Here is a 14211-nt window from a genome sequence, read left to right on the forward strand (position 1 = left end):
GAACGCCCTAACTGATTCCCAAGATCCGAGTGGACATAACACAGTATGAACGACACCAAGACGGCTGATGCAGTGCCGAGATTATCCACCGGGACTTTAGGTCTGGACAGCGTGCTGCGGGGCGGCATTTCTCCGGAACGGCTTTATCTGGTTGAGGGCACGCCGGGATCGGGCAAGACGACGCTGGCGCTGAAGTTCCTGATGGAGGGGCGCGCGTCGGGCAGTCAGGGGCTCTATATCACCCTGTCCGAGACGGTGAACGAGTTGACCGCAGTGGCGCAATCGCATGGCTGGACCCTCGATGACATTGCTCTGTTTGAGATGGTGGCTGAGGATGAGTTCAGCTCGGACAATGAGCAGTCTTTGCTACACCCCAGCGAAGTCGAGCTTGGGGAGACCGTGCGCGGGATTATTGACTTGGTCGAGAAAACCAATCCCGACCGGGTGGTGCTCGACAGTCTGTCAGAACTGCGGCTATTGGCGCAGAACCCATTGCGCTATCGGCGACAAATCCTTGCGTTGAAGCATTTCTTCGCGCGCCGGAAGTGCACCGTTTTGATGTTGGATGATCGCACAGCGGAACCGGGTGATCTGCAACTGCATTCCATTGCGCATGGCGTTATCTCGCTGGAGCATTTGGCAAATGACTTCGGCTCGGAGCGGCGGCGTTTGCGGGTGATCAAAATGCGCGGGCTACAGTATCTTGGCGGCTATCATGACTTCACGATCGAACGCGGTGGCATCTGCGTCTATCCGCGTCTGGTCGCAGCACAGCATCACCGCCCGCATTCGACGGAACCTGTCACCACTGGTCTTAAGGAACTCGACGCGCTTTTGGGCGACGGTCTGTTTCCCGGCACCAACGCGTTGTTGGCCGGACCCGCTGGTGTGGGCAAGACGACAACAGCAGTGCGTTGTATGATTGCGGCGCTGAAGCGTGGACAGAATGCGGCCTATTTTCTCTTTGATGAGCGCCTGTCTACTTTGCTGATCCGGTCCAAGGCGCTCGGCATGGACCTGCAGCCCTTTATCGACAGTGGCACGCTTCAGATCCGCCAGATCGACCCGGCGGAGCTCTCTCCCGGTCAGTTTGCCCATGCGGTGCGCAGCGCGGTTGAAGTCGACGATGCAAGCGTCGTGGTCATCGACAGTTTGAATGCCTATCTGCATGCGATGCCCAGCGATAACTTTCTGGTGCTCCAAATGCATGAATTGCTGAGCTATCTTGCCCAGCAAGGGGTGGTGTCCATAATGGTACTCGGCCAACACGGGATCACCGGTGATCTGCGTTCGGATGTCGACATCAGCTATCTTGCGGATAGCGTGTTGATGATGCGGTTCTTTGAGGCTGAAGGCGAAATTCGGAAGTCTATCTCTGTTATCAAAACGCGAACCTCGGCCCATGAGCGCAGCATTCGTGAGTTCAAGATTGATCACAACGGCATCACCATCGGCGAGCCGATCCGCGGATTTTCCTCTATCCTGTCCGGGACACCAGTCTACAACCAGTCAAAGGGTGATCTGATGTCGCTTCAGACGAGCGATCAGGATGGCTCCAGTTGACCAGCCTATCGTCGCCTGCGGAAGCCGAGGAAGAGGCGCCGTCTGATATTCTTGCGTCCGTCGCGGTCATGGCCCCGCGCGGGCGTGATGATGCCGTGGCGCGTCAAGTCTTAGCGAAAGACGACATTGCCACGCTATCCGTACCTACGCTAGCGGCGCTCTGTGATTTGATCACCCAGCATGTCGGCGCGGTGTTGATCACCGAAGAAGCCTTGGGCAGCGCGGATACAGAGGCGCTAGCCCAAGCCTTGGACGCACAGCCGTCATGGTCAGACGTGCCGTTTATCGTGCTTGCCAATGGCACCACACATAACCGCAGCGAAACGGCCGCAAAGCGCATGGACAGCCTGAGCAACGCCGTGCTGTTGTCGCGCCCGCTCCATGCGGAGGAGCTGATCCGCGCTGTGCGATCCGCTTTGACGGCCCGCAGCAGGCAGCATCAAGCGCGTCGGCAGTTGGAAGAATTGCAACTGCGCGAGCGCCAGCTGTTTGAGAGCGAAGCCAAGTTTCAGGCCATTGCCAACTCGGTGGATCAGATGATCTGGTCCACCCTGCCGGACGGGTTTCACGACTACTATAACGACCGTTGGTATGAGTTTACCGGCGTCCCCGAAGGCACTACCGATGGCGAAGGGTGGAACGGGATGTTCCACCCAGATGACCAAGAGCGGGCGTGGCAACGCTGGCGACACAGTCTTACCACTGGCGAGAGTTACGAGATCGAATACCGCCTACGCCACCGCTCGGGCGACTACCGCTGGGTGCTGGGCCGGGCCAAACCCGTGCGCGGCCAAGATGGCACCATCCTGCGTTGGTACGGCAGTTGCACCGATATTCATGAGATCAAAGTGGCGGAAGAGCAGCGCCAGTTAATGTTAGGCGAGATGAACCACCGGGTGAAAAACACGCTTGCCATGGTCAATGTGATGGTCTCGCAAACCCTGCGCCTGTCGGATAACCTGCGCGACGCGCAGACCGCGTTGCAGTCGCGCATCTCCATGATGGCGCAGGCCCATGACCGGCTGATTGCAGCCTCCTGGGCGGAAACCCGAATGCCCGAAGTGATCGATGCCGCCCTCGCCCCACACCGCACCGGAGAGGGCCGCTTTTCCATCGAAGGGCCCGATGTGGCCGTGGGCTCGAAACAGGCCTTGGCCATGACCATGGCGCTGCATGAGCTTTGCACCAACGCAGGCAAATACGGGGCGCTTTCAGTAAAGGGCGGCAAGGTACGCATTTACTGGGAGCAGACCGGCGACCGCTTTACCTTTACTTGGGCCGAAACCAACGGTCCCACTGTCACGGCCCCGACCAAGCGCGGCTTTGGCAGTCGGATGATCGAACAAGCGCTTGCCGCATATTTTCAGGGTCAGGTGGAACTTTCCTTCGACCCTGAGGGTTTGCGATTCAGACTCAGTGCGCCCTACTCCGGTTTGCTGTCCTGAAGTTCTCTACGCTGCAAAACGAGATTATGAGCTTTTCAATGTATTCTGAGACCCCCCAACGTACTGCCGTTCTTGTTGTAGAAGACGAGCCCCTGCTGCGCATGGATGCCGTCGACATGATCGAAGACGCAGGTTTCAAGACCTATCAGGCCGGGTCCGCCGATGAAGCTTTGGAAGTGATCCGCAACAGTGACGATATCGGTATCCTGTTCACAGACATCGATATGCCAGGCTCCATGGATGGGCTCAGCCTTGCGGCCTGCGTGCATTCGGATTGGCCTGCAATCTCGATCCTCATCGCCTCCGGCGTCGTGGGCGTAACGGATGAAAAAATGCCGAAAGGGTCGAAGTTCTATGCCAAACCCTATGCGACCAGCCAGATCGTGAGGGATATGGAGACTATCTCGGCGGCGCATGTGCAGGGCGGCTGAGGCCGCATTAGGCGGCTAGAGATTATCCAATTGCGGGTGGGATGAAGGTAACTTCCACCCCACATGCAATCCCAATCGCGCCCTTACCTCAAATAAAGCTGACCTGCCGGATATTTCACCCTCGGCATGCTGCGCGTGGCGAGGAAGAAGCCGATTAATAGTGCCCGACCAAAATTTGGCACAAAGTGGTGCGCGTATTGGATTTTCACATGATCGCGCGAAGGGGAACCGGCAAATGCAGCGGGCCCATCTACCCTTGTGGGCCTGCCCACGCGACAGACGATTGACACAGCCAGCGTCAGGCCGCACCACCGAAGTATGAGAGCATTGTTCATCATACTGGCGTTTCTCTGCGCACAGGCCGCTTGGGCTGAGCCACCAGACCGGCAATGCTCCAGCACGAAATGGGGCCAATCGCATTGCATCCGGGGCGCCCATTTCGTCTATGACACCTGCAACGCCATCGCGGTCTTTTCCAATCGCCACGGGCTGAACGCCGATTTTTTCGCCCGGTTGATCTGGCAGGAAAGCCGTTTTGACCCCAATGCCCTAAGCCACGCAAACGCCCGCGGTATCGCGCAGTTCATCCCGTCAACCGCCGCCTTGCGCGGCTTGGCCGACCCGTACAACCCCGCCGATGCGCTTGAGCATTCCGCGCAATATCTGGCCGAAATGTCGCGTCGCTATGGCAACGAAGGGCTGGCGGCAATCGGCTATAATGGCGGGGAGCGAAGGGTTGAGGGCTTTTTGGAAGGCGGCGGGCTCGCCGCTGAAACAATTGCCTACGTCCCCATCATCACCGGATTGGACGCCGATGCATGGCGTGATGCACCCCCTGAGAACCCCGATTTTCGTCTTTCTAAAACCGAGGATTTCCTGCCCGCCTGCTACGCCATGGGCAAAGCGCGACGTCTGACCCCGCTCAAACTGCCGAAACCGCCGCTGAAGCCTTGGGGCGCGCAGGTCGCCTATGGCCGAACACAGGCGCAGGCGCAGACCGCCTATGCGCGGCGTCTTGCCAAATGCGCGGCATCGCTCGCAAGCGAAAAGCCGGACTATATCAAGGTTAAACACCGCGCCAGCAGGCAAAAAGGGTTCGTCATGGCACGGATTGGGCGCAACAGCCGCGAGGCTGCGAACAAACTCTGCGCAACAGTGCGCGCCTCGGGTTGCCACTGCGCAGTTTACGCAAATAAATGACGCGGAATTTGTATCAGAGACTTACCAAAAGCTAGGAAATATGATGGTTGGCGAGGCAGCAAGTGAGCCGAGCCTTAGCGCGGAACCTTTCCCCGACTACACCAAGCCTCGATATTGTAGCGGCCCAGCCCCCAACCCCCAAACCAACAACGCATCCACATTCTCGACAAAGACACAGCGTGCTGCCACAACTTCCCTCGAAAGCAATTTCCGCACCTGTATGTTGGCTGCGGGAGTTATCGTTTGGGCTTGGAGGAGCAAAAGAACATGAATGTATTAAAACAAACTATCTGCGCGGCATTCGCCGTAGGGCTCGTGGGCGGCGCGGCCAGCGCTGAAACCCGCGTGACCTATAAGTCTGCCAAATCAGGCTCGTCCTACTATCAAATGGGTGTTGAGCTTGCTGAAGCTATGAAAGCGGGCAGCCGGGGCGAAATTTCGGTGACAGTGGAAGAGAGCCAAGGCTCGGTTCAGAACGTCATGGAAGTACGCGCGCGCGGTGCAGACTATGTCTTTACCACCCCGCCGTCGCTTGTCGGAATGGCCCAAGAGGGTAAGGCGATGTTTGAGGGCAAAACCGCGCCGGAGTTCGACGACATTCGCGCGCTGTTTCCCATCCCGTCACTAACCATGCACTTTGTGATGTCTCAAGACAGCAAAGCCACCTCAATGGCAGATCTTGAGGGCAAAAGCATCCTGCTGGGCAAAGGATCTTTCGGTGCGACGGAGGGGGAAAAGTATCTCGATATGTTCGGATTGTCGGACAGTGTCGAAATTGCCGATGCGGAACTGAGCAACGCCGTGGCGGCACTCAAGAACGGGCAAATCGATGGTTTTGTAACCGCAGGGTCTTTTCCAGCGCCCAATGTCGTGGAGGCCGCGGCGTCGACCCCCGTCAACGTGATCTCGCTGAGCGATGAGCAGATCACGCAATCCAAACGGACGAGGATTGTTATTCCTGCGGGGACCTATGCGGGCCAAGAGCAGGATGTGACCACGACCTCCCTGCCCGTTGCCGCCTTTACGACCACAAAGATGGACGACGAGACAGCCTATCAGTTGACCAAGACCTATTGGGAAAACAAAGAGAAGATGGCCGACACCTCGCCGTGGTGGGGCAACGTCACCCCTGAGTTGATGAACAACATCACCACAGAGCTGCACCCGGGCGCGCTGCGCTATTACGAAGAAGCCGGGATCGCGACCAAGGCGTCGCAATAACATGGAGGGCGGCGCGGGTTTTTCACGCCGCCCTGCCTCCACTCAATGCCGGACCTCCCCCATATGACAAACCTTCCTGAGAGCCGATTGGCGGCGAGTTTCTGGATCGCGCTCGCTGTCGCACTGGTCGCCTATCATTTGGCCCTGGTGTTCTCTGGACTGGTGCCGAATCTGATCAGCAGGCCGCTGCATATGGCCTTTATTCTCCCCTTCGCGTTGATCCTCGACGCAGGCACGCGTTTGCGGCGGATCACGGGGAGCATCCTTGCACCAATTGGCATTGCCGCAGCACTTTGGGTGGCCTTCAACAGCAATGCGCTCGGAGACCAATATGGTTTTCTGGAAAGCGACTTTCAGCTCGCAGTGGCAGTGACGCTGCTTTTGGTGGTGCTGGAAACGGCCCGGCGTGTAATAGGCTGGCCGCTGCCGCTGGTGGCAGCACTGGCGCTGCTTTATGGGCTGTTTGGACAGTATATTCCCGGTGAGTTCGGGCATTCAGGCACGCCTGTCGAAAGCTTTTTTGGTACGCTGACCATTGCTGAAGGTGGTATCTGGGGCACGCTCACCGGGGTTTCGGTCTCGGTTGTGGCGATCTTCGTGATCTTTGGCGCTGTCCTGAATGCGGGCGAGGCAGGCCAAGGGTTCATGAATGTTGCGGCGGCGGCAGCGGGTCGTCTTAAGGGCGGCGCGGCGAAGGTTTCGGTTCTGTCCTCGGCCCTGTTCGGATCGATTTCCGGTTCTGCCTCGGCCAATGTCGCCTCCACCGGCGCGATCACCCTGCCCGCGATGACCAAACTCGGCTATCCCAAACGGCTCGCCGCAGCGGTCGAGGCCGTGGCCTCCTCTGGCGGGCAGATCATGCCGCCCTTGATGGGGGCTGGCGCCTTTGTCATGGTTGAGCTTACAGGCGTGCCCTACACCGGCATCATGGCCGCCGCAGCACTTCCGGCCTTGCTGTACTTCCTCGCGGTCTGGGTTGGTATCAACGCCTATGCGCGGCGGTTTTCGCTCAGAAGTATTGCCGAGGCTGACCGGCCCGCTCTGCGGGATGTCGTGGTCACTTCGCTGTTCTTCCTCGTTCCGTTCTCCGTCCTTCTTTGGGGAATGTTCGGCGCGAAGTTCACGCCCGAATATTCGGCAGCTATGGCGATACTGTCGGCGGCGGTACTCTTGTTCTTCAACGCGCAACTGACTTTCCTGTCGCGCCAGATCGCCATCCGATTGGCAAGCGCAGTTCTTAACGCCGCGCGTCAGGTCTCGCTGATCGCGTCGATCATCCTGTGTGCCTCGATCATCATCGGCGTTCTGTCGATCACCGGCCTCGGCGTAAAAATCACCTCACTCATTCTTGAGGGCTCTGGCGGCCTGCTCTGGCCGTCGCTTCTGTTGACCGCGCTGGCTTGTCTGATCTTGGGTATGGAGGTGCCGACCACTGCCGCCTATGTGATCTGTGTTTCGGTGGCCGGGCCCGCACTCACTGAACTGGGGCTTTCACCGCTTCAGGCCCATCTCTTCGTCTTCTGGTTCGCGCTACTGTCGACGATCACGCCTCCGGTCTGTGGCGCGGTCTTTATCGCGGCCGGGATGATCGGCGAGAATTGGTTGAAGGTCGCTCTTACGGCTATGGCACTTGGTATTGGCCTCTACATTATCCCGCTGGGAATGGTCGCGAACCCGGACATGCTGCGCCTCGCAGAGGCCCCATTTGCAGCTCTACTGGCGGCGGGACGAGTAGCTTTGGGGCTCACCCTGCTATCGTCCGGATTAATCGGTGCGCGGCGGCCTTTTCCGACTGTTGCTCTTTGTGCCAGTGGTTTGTCCATCGTCTTCTCTGGGCTCTGGTTTTGATTCTTATTGCGGCTTGAAATTCGCGCAGACACTGCCCTAACCGAAGCACCCTGCAAGGTTATGCCTGACCGGCCTGCAGAAACCAGAAGCGACCTAGAGACGGAATGGTGCGACAGGCGGTTATTGGATAGCGCCACCTAAACCTTAATTCGTAATCGGATAACAGCAGGCCTGTGGGATAAGGAACGTGCATCGGTTTGATATGATGGGATAGCCCCGCATACCCCCGAAACCCATAGTGTCGACAACTGGCTGTCGGCCTTCTCAGGAGACTAACATGAAATTGCTTTACCCACTTGTCGCCGCCACGGTGCTGACCTCCGCCTGCGCCCCGAATGTTGCACTAGATAGCGACGTGGAGCGCGGCATTGTCGGCGCGGCTCTCGGCTATGGCGCGGCGAAGGCCCTTGATGAAAACGGCGACCATGGTGCAATCATTGGGGGGCTTGCTGGCGTCTTTTGTGATGATGCAGGCATCTGTAGCCGTCCTCGCAACTGAGCCTGTATAAAATTTGAGAGCGCGAATGCAAATCCGCGCTCTGAACTTGGTTACCATATCGCCCTGTTCCTCCGAGCGACACCCGCATAGCTCAGGCCACTTTGTCAGACATTGGGCGTAAGGAACTTGGCCTGCATCCAGATCGGGTCGTCAGGGCACGTCGGCCATAGGGTCAGACAACACACAGGAGTAACAGCGAGGCGTACCCTCGTCCAAATTTAAGCAATAGGTTGGCACAACCGTGCATTAGGGCTGGCCTTGCTGTTGGTCCTTCTTGAGCCGATCAATCACTAAACTAAGATTAGACAATAACAAATCTGCCCGCCCTAGCGGCAGCGCTGATGGCGATAATCTTAGGAGTGACGGAATTGAAGCTGCTATACAATCAACATGCTACCACTTTTCTAGCCGCTGGGGGTGGCTCGAAAGAACTCGGCAAAGCGCATTAGGGCATCAGCAAACCGCCCCGAGAAATTCCCCCCGCCGCGCCGACCGACACACCAATTGCCAGCGCCCCGGCAATCGAGACCAGGCCGTGCAGGAACTGTCCCCGAAGCGTGAAAAGGTTTGACTGGCTAAGCTACTAAGCTTCAATCAATAAGATAACGATGATTGCTGTGTAGCTTAAAAATTTCCCCCTCAATACAACCCCTGAATCTCCAGCGGCAACTGCTGCACTTCTTGTTTCTTCAGGATCGTTTTTGGCTGCCGTGTCGCATCGGCCGCTTTCAGGCGGTTAAACCGGCGTGCAGAGGCTTCGGTGATGTCCTCCCGGCTGCGCAGGATGGTGGGACGCAGGAAGACAAACAGCGTGCGCTGCGTATTACGGCCATTGCGGGTTTTGAACAATTCGCCCACCACCGGCAGGTCGCCCAGACCGGGCACCTTGCTGCTGCCGTCGATACGATCGTCGGTGATCAGACCGCCGAGGACCACGGTGCCGCGGTTGTCAGCCATGACAGTGGTGTTGATTACCCGCCGGTTGGTTATCAGATCGGCGGCGCCTTCGACATTGGCATTGGTCAGGCTGGAAATTTCCTGTTCGATCACCAGCTGCACCACCCCGCCGGCTGTAATCCGTGGCACCACGTTCATCGTGATGCCGACGTCGCGCCGCTCGATCGTGGTGAATGGCGTGGCGGTATTGCCGTCGGTGGCAAAGCTGCCAGTGCGGAAGGGCACGTTCTGGCCGACGACGATGGTCGCAGGTTCATTGTCGAGCGTGGTGACGGACGGTGTCGACAGCAGACGGGCGCTTGTCGATTGCGACAGGGCCTGCACCAGAATGCCAAAGTCGTTGCCCCCCGCGCCAAGGGTCAGCCCCGTTGACAGGGCCGAGCCGGAGGGCACGCCAACCGCCGCAAGGACCGACCCCAGCGACACGCCGCCGCCGTTAGAGAAATTCGTGGCTGCAATGGCTCCGCTCGGGACATTCGGACCGAGCCCAAGTTGCACCCCAAGACGCTCGGCCACCTCGCCGGAGACCTCGACAATGGCCGCTTCGATCATGACCTGCGGGCGGCGCACATCAAGCGCGTGAACGAGTTGTCCGACTTCCTGAACCTGCGCTGCAGTACCGCGCACCACGATGGAATTTGTCTCGACCGAGGCGGTGATATTGACCGCTTCGGGCACGACGGCACGGCTGAGCGGGACGAACTCCCCCTCTGCGGTCTCGGCAGCCTGCGCACCCACATCGGCGGCCACGGCATTGGTGATATTCGTCGCATCACCCACCGTGCCCTTGATGATATCCGCGATGATCTGCGCGTCGCCGTACTGAAGGTTGAATACCGTCGTGGCAACAGCCTCGCGGGGGTTCTTGCGGGGGGCCACGTCCATGGCGATGGCAAGGTTGCGGATCTCGGTGATGTCTTCTGGAGTGCCGCGTACAAGGAGCAGGTTCGATCCCGCATCCACCGACAGGCGCGCGCCGGTTCCCGCAGGCCCCAAAACTTCGAGAATGGCACTGCCCACGGTCGCGGCATCGGCGCTGCGAAAGCGCAGCACTTCTGAACGGACCAGCGCGTCGCCGTCAAAGCTGCGCGCGATGGCCATGATACGGTCCACATTGGCACGGGTGTCGGTGATGACCACGCCATTGGGGTCCTCCACCGCTTCGATATATCCAGATTCAGCCACCAGCGGGCGCAAGACACGCACCGCTTCGGCTGAGGGCAGACGGTTCAGCCGCAGCATCTCAGTGACGAAATCCTGACTGCCAGCAACCTCGGCTTCGCCAAGGTTCGGCCCGCTCGCGGTGCGTGCTTCGGCCTCAGGGACCACCTGCCAGATCGATCCAGCCTGAACGGCAACGAACCCGCGCACCCGCAAAATGGATTGGAACAGGGACCAGACCCCCTCGGCATCGAGTGCTTCGGCGGAGACCACTGTCACCTCGCCTACAAGACCGGGATCAAGCACCAGCGTACGACCGGTAATCTCAGAGATCTGCTCAACCAACAGGGAGATATCGGCGTCCCGCAAGTTGATGACAAAAGTTTCCTGCGCCCGCGCAGGCGCGGGCAGGAGCAGCAGAATTGCAAGGGCAAAGGCCGCGATATGGGGCAGAAGTCGGCTCACTGCAGCGGGAATGACATAACGATCAAGCGGCCATCCCTTTCGACTTCGATCCGCGCAAGACCGGATTCCGCAACGACATCATAAAGCGCACGGTCTTGATCTACGTCGCCAACACTCTGGCCATTCACACTTGTCACGATGTCACCTGCTCTCAACCCGGCGCGATTCACGCCAACGTCGTGTTTTTCCGCGATCGTATAGCCTTTTTCACCCGGCACCAAACCAATCGTGTCGAGAACCTCAGCCGGGTTGGCAATGATGCGCTCTCGCCACATGTCGATATAATCCTGCGTGGTGACAGGTTCGGCGCGGGAGGCCGCGTCCACCTGCTCGCTGATCGAACCGCCCTGCCCCGACTTGATGAGCGCCAGCAGCCGTTCGGTCCCCGTAGGCACCTGCGGCCCGTCGGAGGCAAGTTCAGCCCCCTCGAAGTAAAGCGCGCTCTCACCTTCCCCGCTCAGAAGGGTCACATGGTCCTGAAAAATTGCTGTGAGCGTGACGCCCGGGACAACCTCATCGCCAATGCGATAATTGCCCTCAGAGGCATCCGACCGCAGCAGCGCCAGAGAGCGCGCCGGATCATCACGCACAATGACCCCCAAGAGCAGCACATTCTGCGGTGCCTCTGCTGCCTGCGCATCTGCCACGACAACGTCCGCCGCGCCGAAGGGGGCCAGCGCCAGTGCGGGGCCAATGTCTGGCGGGGCCGTGGGAGTTTCCGCAGGCGCTTGCAATTTTGCCGCCGGGGGTATGACGCGGTCGTGGCCCAGCACATGCCAGGTGGTCTCTGCCGCCACGGCGGCCACGCTCGACACTGCGGCGAGGATCACCCCCAGTCGCAGCCATTTCGCCCCCCGGTCAAAGCGCGTCATGACGGGCCTCCCGTATCGACATAGCCATCCAGAATATACAACACTTGATCGGTCCCTGAGATCGCACTGCTGACGGAAACGGCCTGCAAGTCAGGATCATTCGTTGGGCGGCGCGTGACTTGCACATCGAATTCGATCCCATAAACCTCAACCGACCCCGGCGTTCCAGGCAGGCCGACCCGTGCTTCCGACAGGCGGTACTCAGCCGCCCAACGCGCCGCCACACGGTCCGACAGTTCGGTGATCCGGCGGCTGTGCCCCTCAGTTGCGGACAGAAGCGACACCGCGCCCATGGCGAGCACGGCCATCGCCACCAGCGCTTCGATCAGGGTGAAACCTGCCTCTCCCGACCGTGTCATTCTTCCTCCTCAAGCCGTGCGGCGTTGATCCCGTCGAAACGAACATATTCCGCCGCCCCACGTCCCGCCCGCAGTTCGAGCGACAGAGGGTCGCCCCCATCCGGGCGCAGATCGTTGGAGACAATGACCATCCCGGCCCCATCAGCGATCCGCGTACCATCCGTCAACATATGCGCTTCGCTCAGAATGGGCAGATGATGCGGCACCCAGCCTTCGCCGTCAAAGACATCAAAGCGATAACCTTCCGCGCCCCAGACGAAACCTGCGGGCATCCCGGTCAGGATCACCTCATCCGCCGCCCGATTGAGCCGCGCGACCAGTAGATCGGCCTCCTGCTCCGCCGCATTGCCCCGTGGTCCGCCACCAACGCTCAACCCCACGACACCGGCCATGATCCCCACCAGCACGAGAACGACCAGCACCTCAACCAGCGTGACACCGGCCTCCCGGTTCCGGGCATTGGCAGCGGCTGTCGTCAATTGCTCGCCTGCAACTGCCCATGTGCGATGTCCGCCGCGGCCCCTTCGCCGCCGGGCGCGCCGTCCGCCCCCAGAGAGACCAGATCGAACCCGCCATTCGCACCCGGAGAGGCATAGAGATAATCATTTCCCCAAGGATCGACTGGGACAGCAGACAGATAGCCGCCAGCGACCCAGTTGCGCGGCTCGGGCGGCGCGGTGGGGCGCACGGCCAGCGCTTCGAGCCCCTGGGCCGTGGTCGGATAGGTCCGATTGTCCAGCCGGTAAAGCTCCAACGCCGAACCCACCGCGCGGATGTCCGATTGCGCGACCGTGACCCGTGCTTCATCCGGGCGGCCAATGACGTTGGGCACGATGATCGCCGCCACCAGCGCGATGATGACAAGCACCACCATCATCTCGATCAAAGTCACCCCCGCTTCACCGTCGCGGCGCTTGCCTCGGCCCGCGCGGCGGTCCAGCACCTTTTTCCAGTGACGCATGAAACTGTTTCCCTATCTGTTGCGTGGCTTTCCATATACTATGGCAACAACGGGAAGTTTGAAAAGGTAATTTTTCGTGATTAGCCAAGGCCTTACGCTAGATTCAAACGCCTCCGAGCGCCCTGTTGGGCTGTCCGCTTCCAACACTGTGGAAAACCGCCTGGCGACCCCTAGTGCGGCGATGCTGGCCCGCGCAGAGGAATTTTGCCCAAAGGTTGATGGCCTGCCCGCGCGGCCCGTCGCGGCGGAGCTTGTCGGCAGTTTCATCGTCAACGTTCCCAAGTCCAACGCCCGGCAGCGGCAGGCGCTGATCACCTTCGCGGTCGAAGAGCGGATCGCGGCACCGTTGCATGCGGTCCAGATCGTTCAGGCACCGCTTTCCAATGCCAAACCGGGCGACCATCTGGCGCTTGTCCTGTCCAATAATATTATGGCCGAAATCGCGCAGGCCGACGCGCCGCATTTGCCTGAATATCTCCTGATCCCCCGCCCTTCGTCCGATACAGGCCCGGTTTGGTCGGTCTGGAAGGAGGGCAGCCGTGCAGTGGTACGCTGCTATGATGGAACAGGTTTTGCCGCCGAGGCGGCCATGCTCCCCCTCCTGTGGCAACGCGCCGGAAAGCCCGCGCTGCGCTCACTGGGCGAGCCATTAGGCGATGCCCTGCCTGCCGAAGACCTGTCAGACGCTCCGCCGCCGCCGGACCCGGCGGATGCCGCCTTCAGCTTCGCCCAGCCCCGTCATGACGCGGCGCGCGGGTTTGCGGCGTGGAAATGGGCCGCCGTCGCCGTGGCGGCCGCCCTGATGCTGCACTTGGGTTTCATCGCTTTCAACGCCCACGCCCTGCGGCAGATCGCCGAAGCAGAGCGCCGCACCGCCGAGCAGGCCATCGCCACTGTGCTGCCCGGCATGCCGCTGACCCGCGAGGTCGGGCCGATCCTTTCGCGCCTCACACCCACGCAGGCCGTCGCGGCGGAGGGGAGCTTCCTGCCCCTGCTCAGCGCTGTGTCGCGCACCCTTGCCGATGCGCCGGTCGGGTTTCGGCGGATGTCTTGGGGCAAGACGGAAAATACGCTGGTTGTCTTGGTACAAAGCCCCGGTCTGGAAGACCTGCAAGGCGTAGAGCGTGACCTTGAAACGGCCGGGTTCACCGTGCGCAGTGGCGCTGCAACAGCGGGCAATGGCGGTGCGGAGGTCGAGATGCGGATCGGTCGGGGGGCCGGAGGATGAA

Annotated in this window: 13 protein-coding genes; 8 read left to right on the plus strand and 5 right to left on the minus strand. The window is 60.1% G+C overall.

Annotation, left to right across the window (positions count from 1 at the left end):
- The first annotated feature begins 45 nt into the window (after positions 1 to 45).
- The 7 genes from K3759_RS13105 (at position 46) to K3759_RS13135 (ending at position 8207) form a co-directional block, all read left to right on the plus strand.
- Positions 46 to 1563, plus strand: a complete 1518-nt coding sequence (locus tag K3759_RS13105; RefSeq protein WP_259982427.1) for an ATPase domain-containing protein — start codon at positions 46 to 48, stop codon at positions 1561 to 1563.
- Complete coding sequence (locus K3759_RS13110) at positions 1560 to 3008, plus strand: sensor histidine kinase (protein WP_259982429.1); 1449 nt, start codon at positions 1560 to 1562, stop codon at positions 3006 to 3008. Before K3759_RS13105 ends, K3759_RS13110 begins: the two co-directional genes overlap by 4 nt.
- A 38-nt stretch (positions 3009 to 3046) precedes the next feature.
- A complete protein-coding gene (locus K3759_RS13115) occupies positions 3047 to 3439 on the plus strand; it encodes a response regulator (protein WP_259982430.1) in 393 nt (130 codons plus the stop codon).
- A 318-nt stretch (positions 3440 to 3757) separates the two neighbouring features.
- Positions 3758 to 4639: a lytic transglycosylase domain-containing protein gene (locus K3759_RS13120; RefSeq protein ID WP_259982432.1), complete on the plus strand. Its 882-nt coding sequence runs from the start codon at positions 3758 to 3760 to the stop codon at positions 4637 to 4639.
- A 267-nt stretch (positions 4640 to 4906) separates the two neighbouring features.
- The gene (locus tag K3759_RS13125; protein WP_259982434.1) at positions 4907 to 5860 is read left to right on the plus strand and encodes a TAXI family TRAP transporter solute-binding subunit; all 954 of its coding nucleotides are present in this window, start codon (positions 4907 to 4909) and stop codon (positions 5858 to 5860) included.
- 63 nt (positions 5861 to 5923) lie between these two features.
- Positions 5924 to 7708: a TRAP transporter fused permease subunit gene (locus K3759_RS13130; protein WP_259982436.1), complete on the plus strand. Its 1785-nt coding sequence runs from the start codon at positions 5924 to 5926 to the stop codon at positions 7706 to 7708.
- A 277-nt stretch (positions 7709 to 7985) separates the two neighbouring features.
- Complete coding sequence (locus K3759_RS13135) at positions 7986 to 8207, plus strand: hypothetical protein (protein ID WP_259982439.1); 222 nt, start codon at positions 7986 to 7988, stop codon at positions 8205 to 8207.
- 639 nt (positions 8208 to 8846) lie between these two features.
- Here the strand turns inward: K3759_RS13135 and gspD are convergent.
- Genes gspD through gspG form a run of 5 tightly spaced genes read right to left on the minus strand, consistent with a single transcriptional unit; the run spans position 8847 to position 12982 of the window.
- Positions 8847 to 10790, minus strand: coding sequence for a type II secretion system secretin GspD (gene gspD / locus K3759_RS13140; RefSeq protein ID WP_259982441.1), 1944 nt, complete (start codon positions 10788 to 10790; stop codon positions 8847 to 8849).
- Entirely contained in the window at positions 10787 to 11662 is an 876-nt protein-coding gene (locus tag K3759_RS13145; protein ID WP_259982443.1) for a type II secretion system protein N, read from the minus strand. The genes gspD and K3759_RS13145 overlap by 4 nt, the downstream gene beginning before the upstream one ends.
- Positions 11659 to 12021, minus strand: coding sequence for a type II secretion system minor pseudopilin GspI (gene gspI, locus K3759_RS13150; RefSeq protein WP_259982445.1), 363 nt, complete (start codon positions 12019 to 12021; stop codon positions 11659 to 11661). The genes K3759_RS13145 and gspI overlap by 4 nt, the downstream gene beginning before the upstream one ends.
- Positions 12018 to 12500 (minus strand): prepilin-type N-terminal cleavage/methylation domain-containing protein, encoded by a 483-nt coding sequence (locus K3759_RS13155; protein ID WP_259982447.1) that lies wholly within the window; start codon positions 12498 to 12500, stop codon positions 12018 to 12020. Before K3759_RS13155 ends, gspI begins: the two co-directional genes overlap by 4 nt.
- Positions 12497 to 12982 carry a type II secretion system major pseudopilin GspG gene (gene gspG, locus K3759_RS13160; protein ID WP_259982449.1) on the minus strand — a complete coding sequence of 162 codons (486 nt, stop codon included), beginning with the start codon at positions 12980 to 12982 and terminating at the stop codon, positions 12497 to 12499. Before gspG ends, K3759_RS13155 begins: the two co-directional genes overlap by 4 nt.
- 181 nt (positions 12983 to 13163) lie before the next feature.
- On the opposite strand from gspG, the gene gspL reads away from it, so the two are divergent.
- Positions 13164 to 14210: a type II secretion system protein GspL gene (gspL, locus tag K3759_RS13165; protein WP_259982451.1), complete on the plus strand. Its 1047-nt coding sequence runs from the start codon at positions 13164 to 13166 to the stop codon at positions 14208 to 14210.
- The last annotated feature ends 1 nt before the right edge of the window (position 14211 follow it).

Origin of the sequence: Sulfitobacter sp. W027 (genome assembly GCF_025143985.1) — a bacterium.
GTDB lineage: Bacteria > Pseudomonadota > Alphaproteobacteria > Rhodobacterales > Rhodobacteraceae > Sulfitobacter.

Excerpts from the sequence above, each read along its gene's own strand:
- K3759_RS13105 (WP_259982427.1), top strand. The coding sequence starts at position 46 with ATGAACGACACCAAGACGGCTGATGCAGTGCCGAGATTATCCACCGGG.
- K3759_RS13115 (WP_259982430.1), top strand. The coding sequence starts at position 3,047 with ATGTATTCTGAGACCCCCCAACGTACTGCCGTTCTTGTTGTAGAAGAC.
- K3759_RS13120 (WP_259982432.1), top strand. The coding sequence starts at position 3,758 with ATGAGAGCATTGTTCATCATACTGGCGTTTCTCTGCGCACAGGCCGCT.
- K3759_RS13125 (WP_259982434.1), top strand. The coding sequence starts at position 4,907 with ATGAATGTATTAAAACAAACTATCTGCGCGGCATTCGCCGTAGGGCTC.
- K3759_RS13130 (WP_259982436.1), top strand. The coding sequence starts at position 5,924 with ATGACAAACCTTCCTGAGAGCCGATTGGCGGCGAGTTTCTGGATCGCG.
- K3759_RS13135 (WP_259982439.1), top strand. The coding sequence starts at position 7,986 with ATGAAATTGCTTTACCCACTTGTCGCCGCCACGGTGCTGACCTCCGCC.
- K3759_RS13145 (WP_259982443.1), bottom strand. The coding sequence starts at position 11,662 with ATGACGCGCTTTGACCGGGGGGCGAAATGGCTGCGACTGGGGGTGATC.
- gspI (WP_259982445.1), bottom strand. The coding sequence starts at position 12,021 with ATGACACGGTCGGGAGAGGCAGGTTTCACCCTGATCGAAGCGCTGGTG.
- gspG (WP_259982449.1), bottom strand. The coding sequence starts at position 12,982 with ATGCGTCACTGGAAAAAGGTGCTGGACCGCCGCGCGGGCCGAGGCAAG.
- gspL (WP_259982451.1), top strand. The coding sequence starts at position 13,164 with ATGCTGGCCCGCGCAGAGGAATTTTGCCCAAAGGTTGATGGCCTGCCC.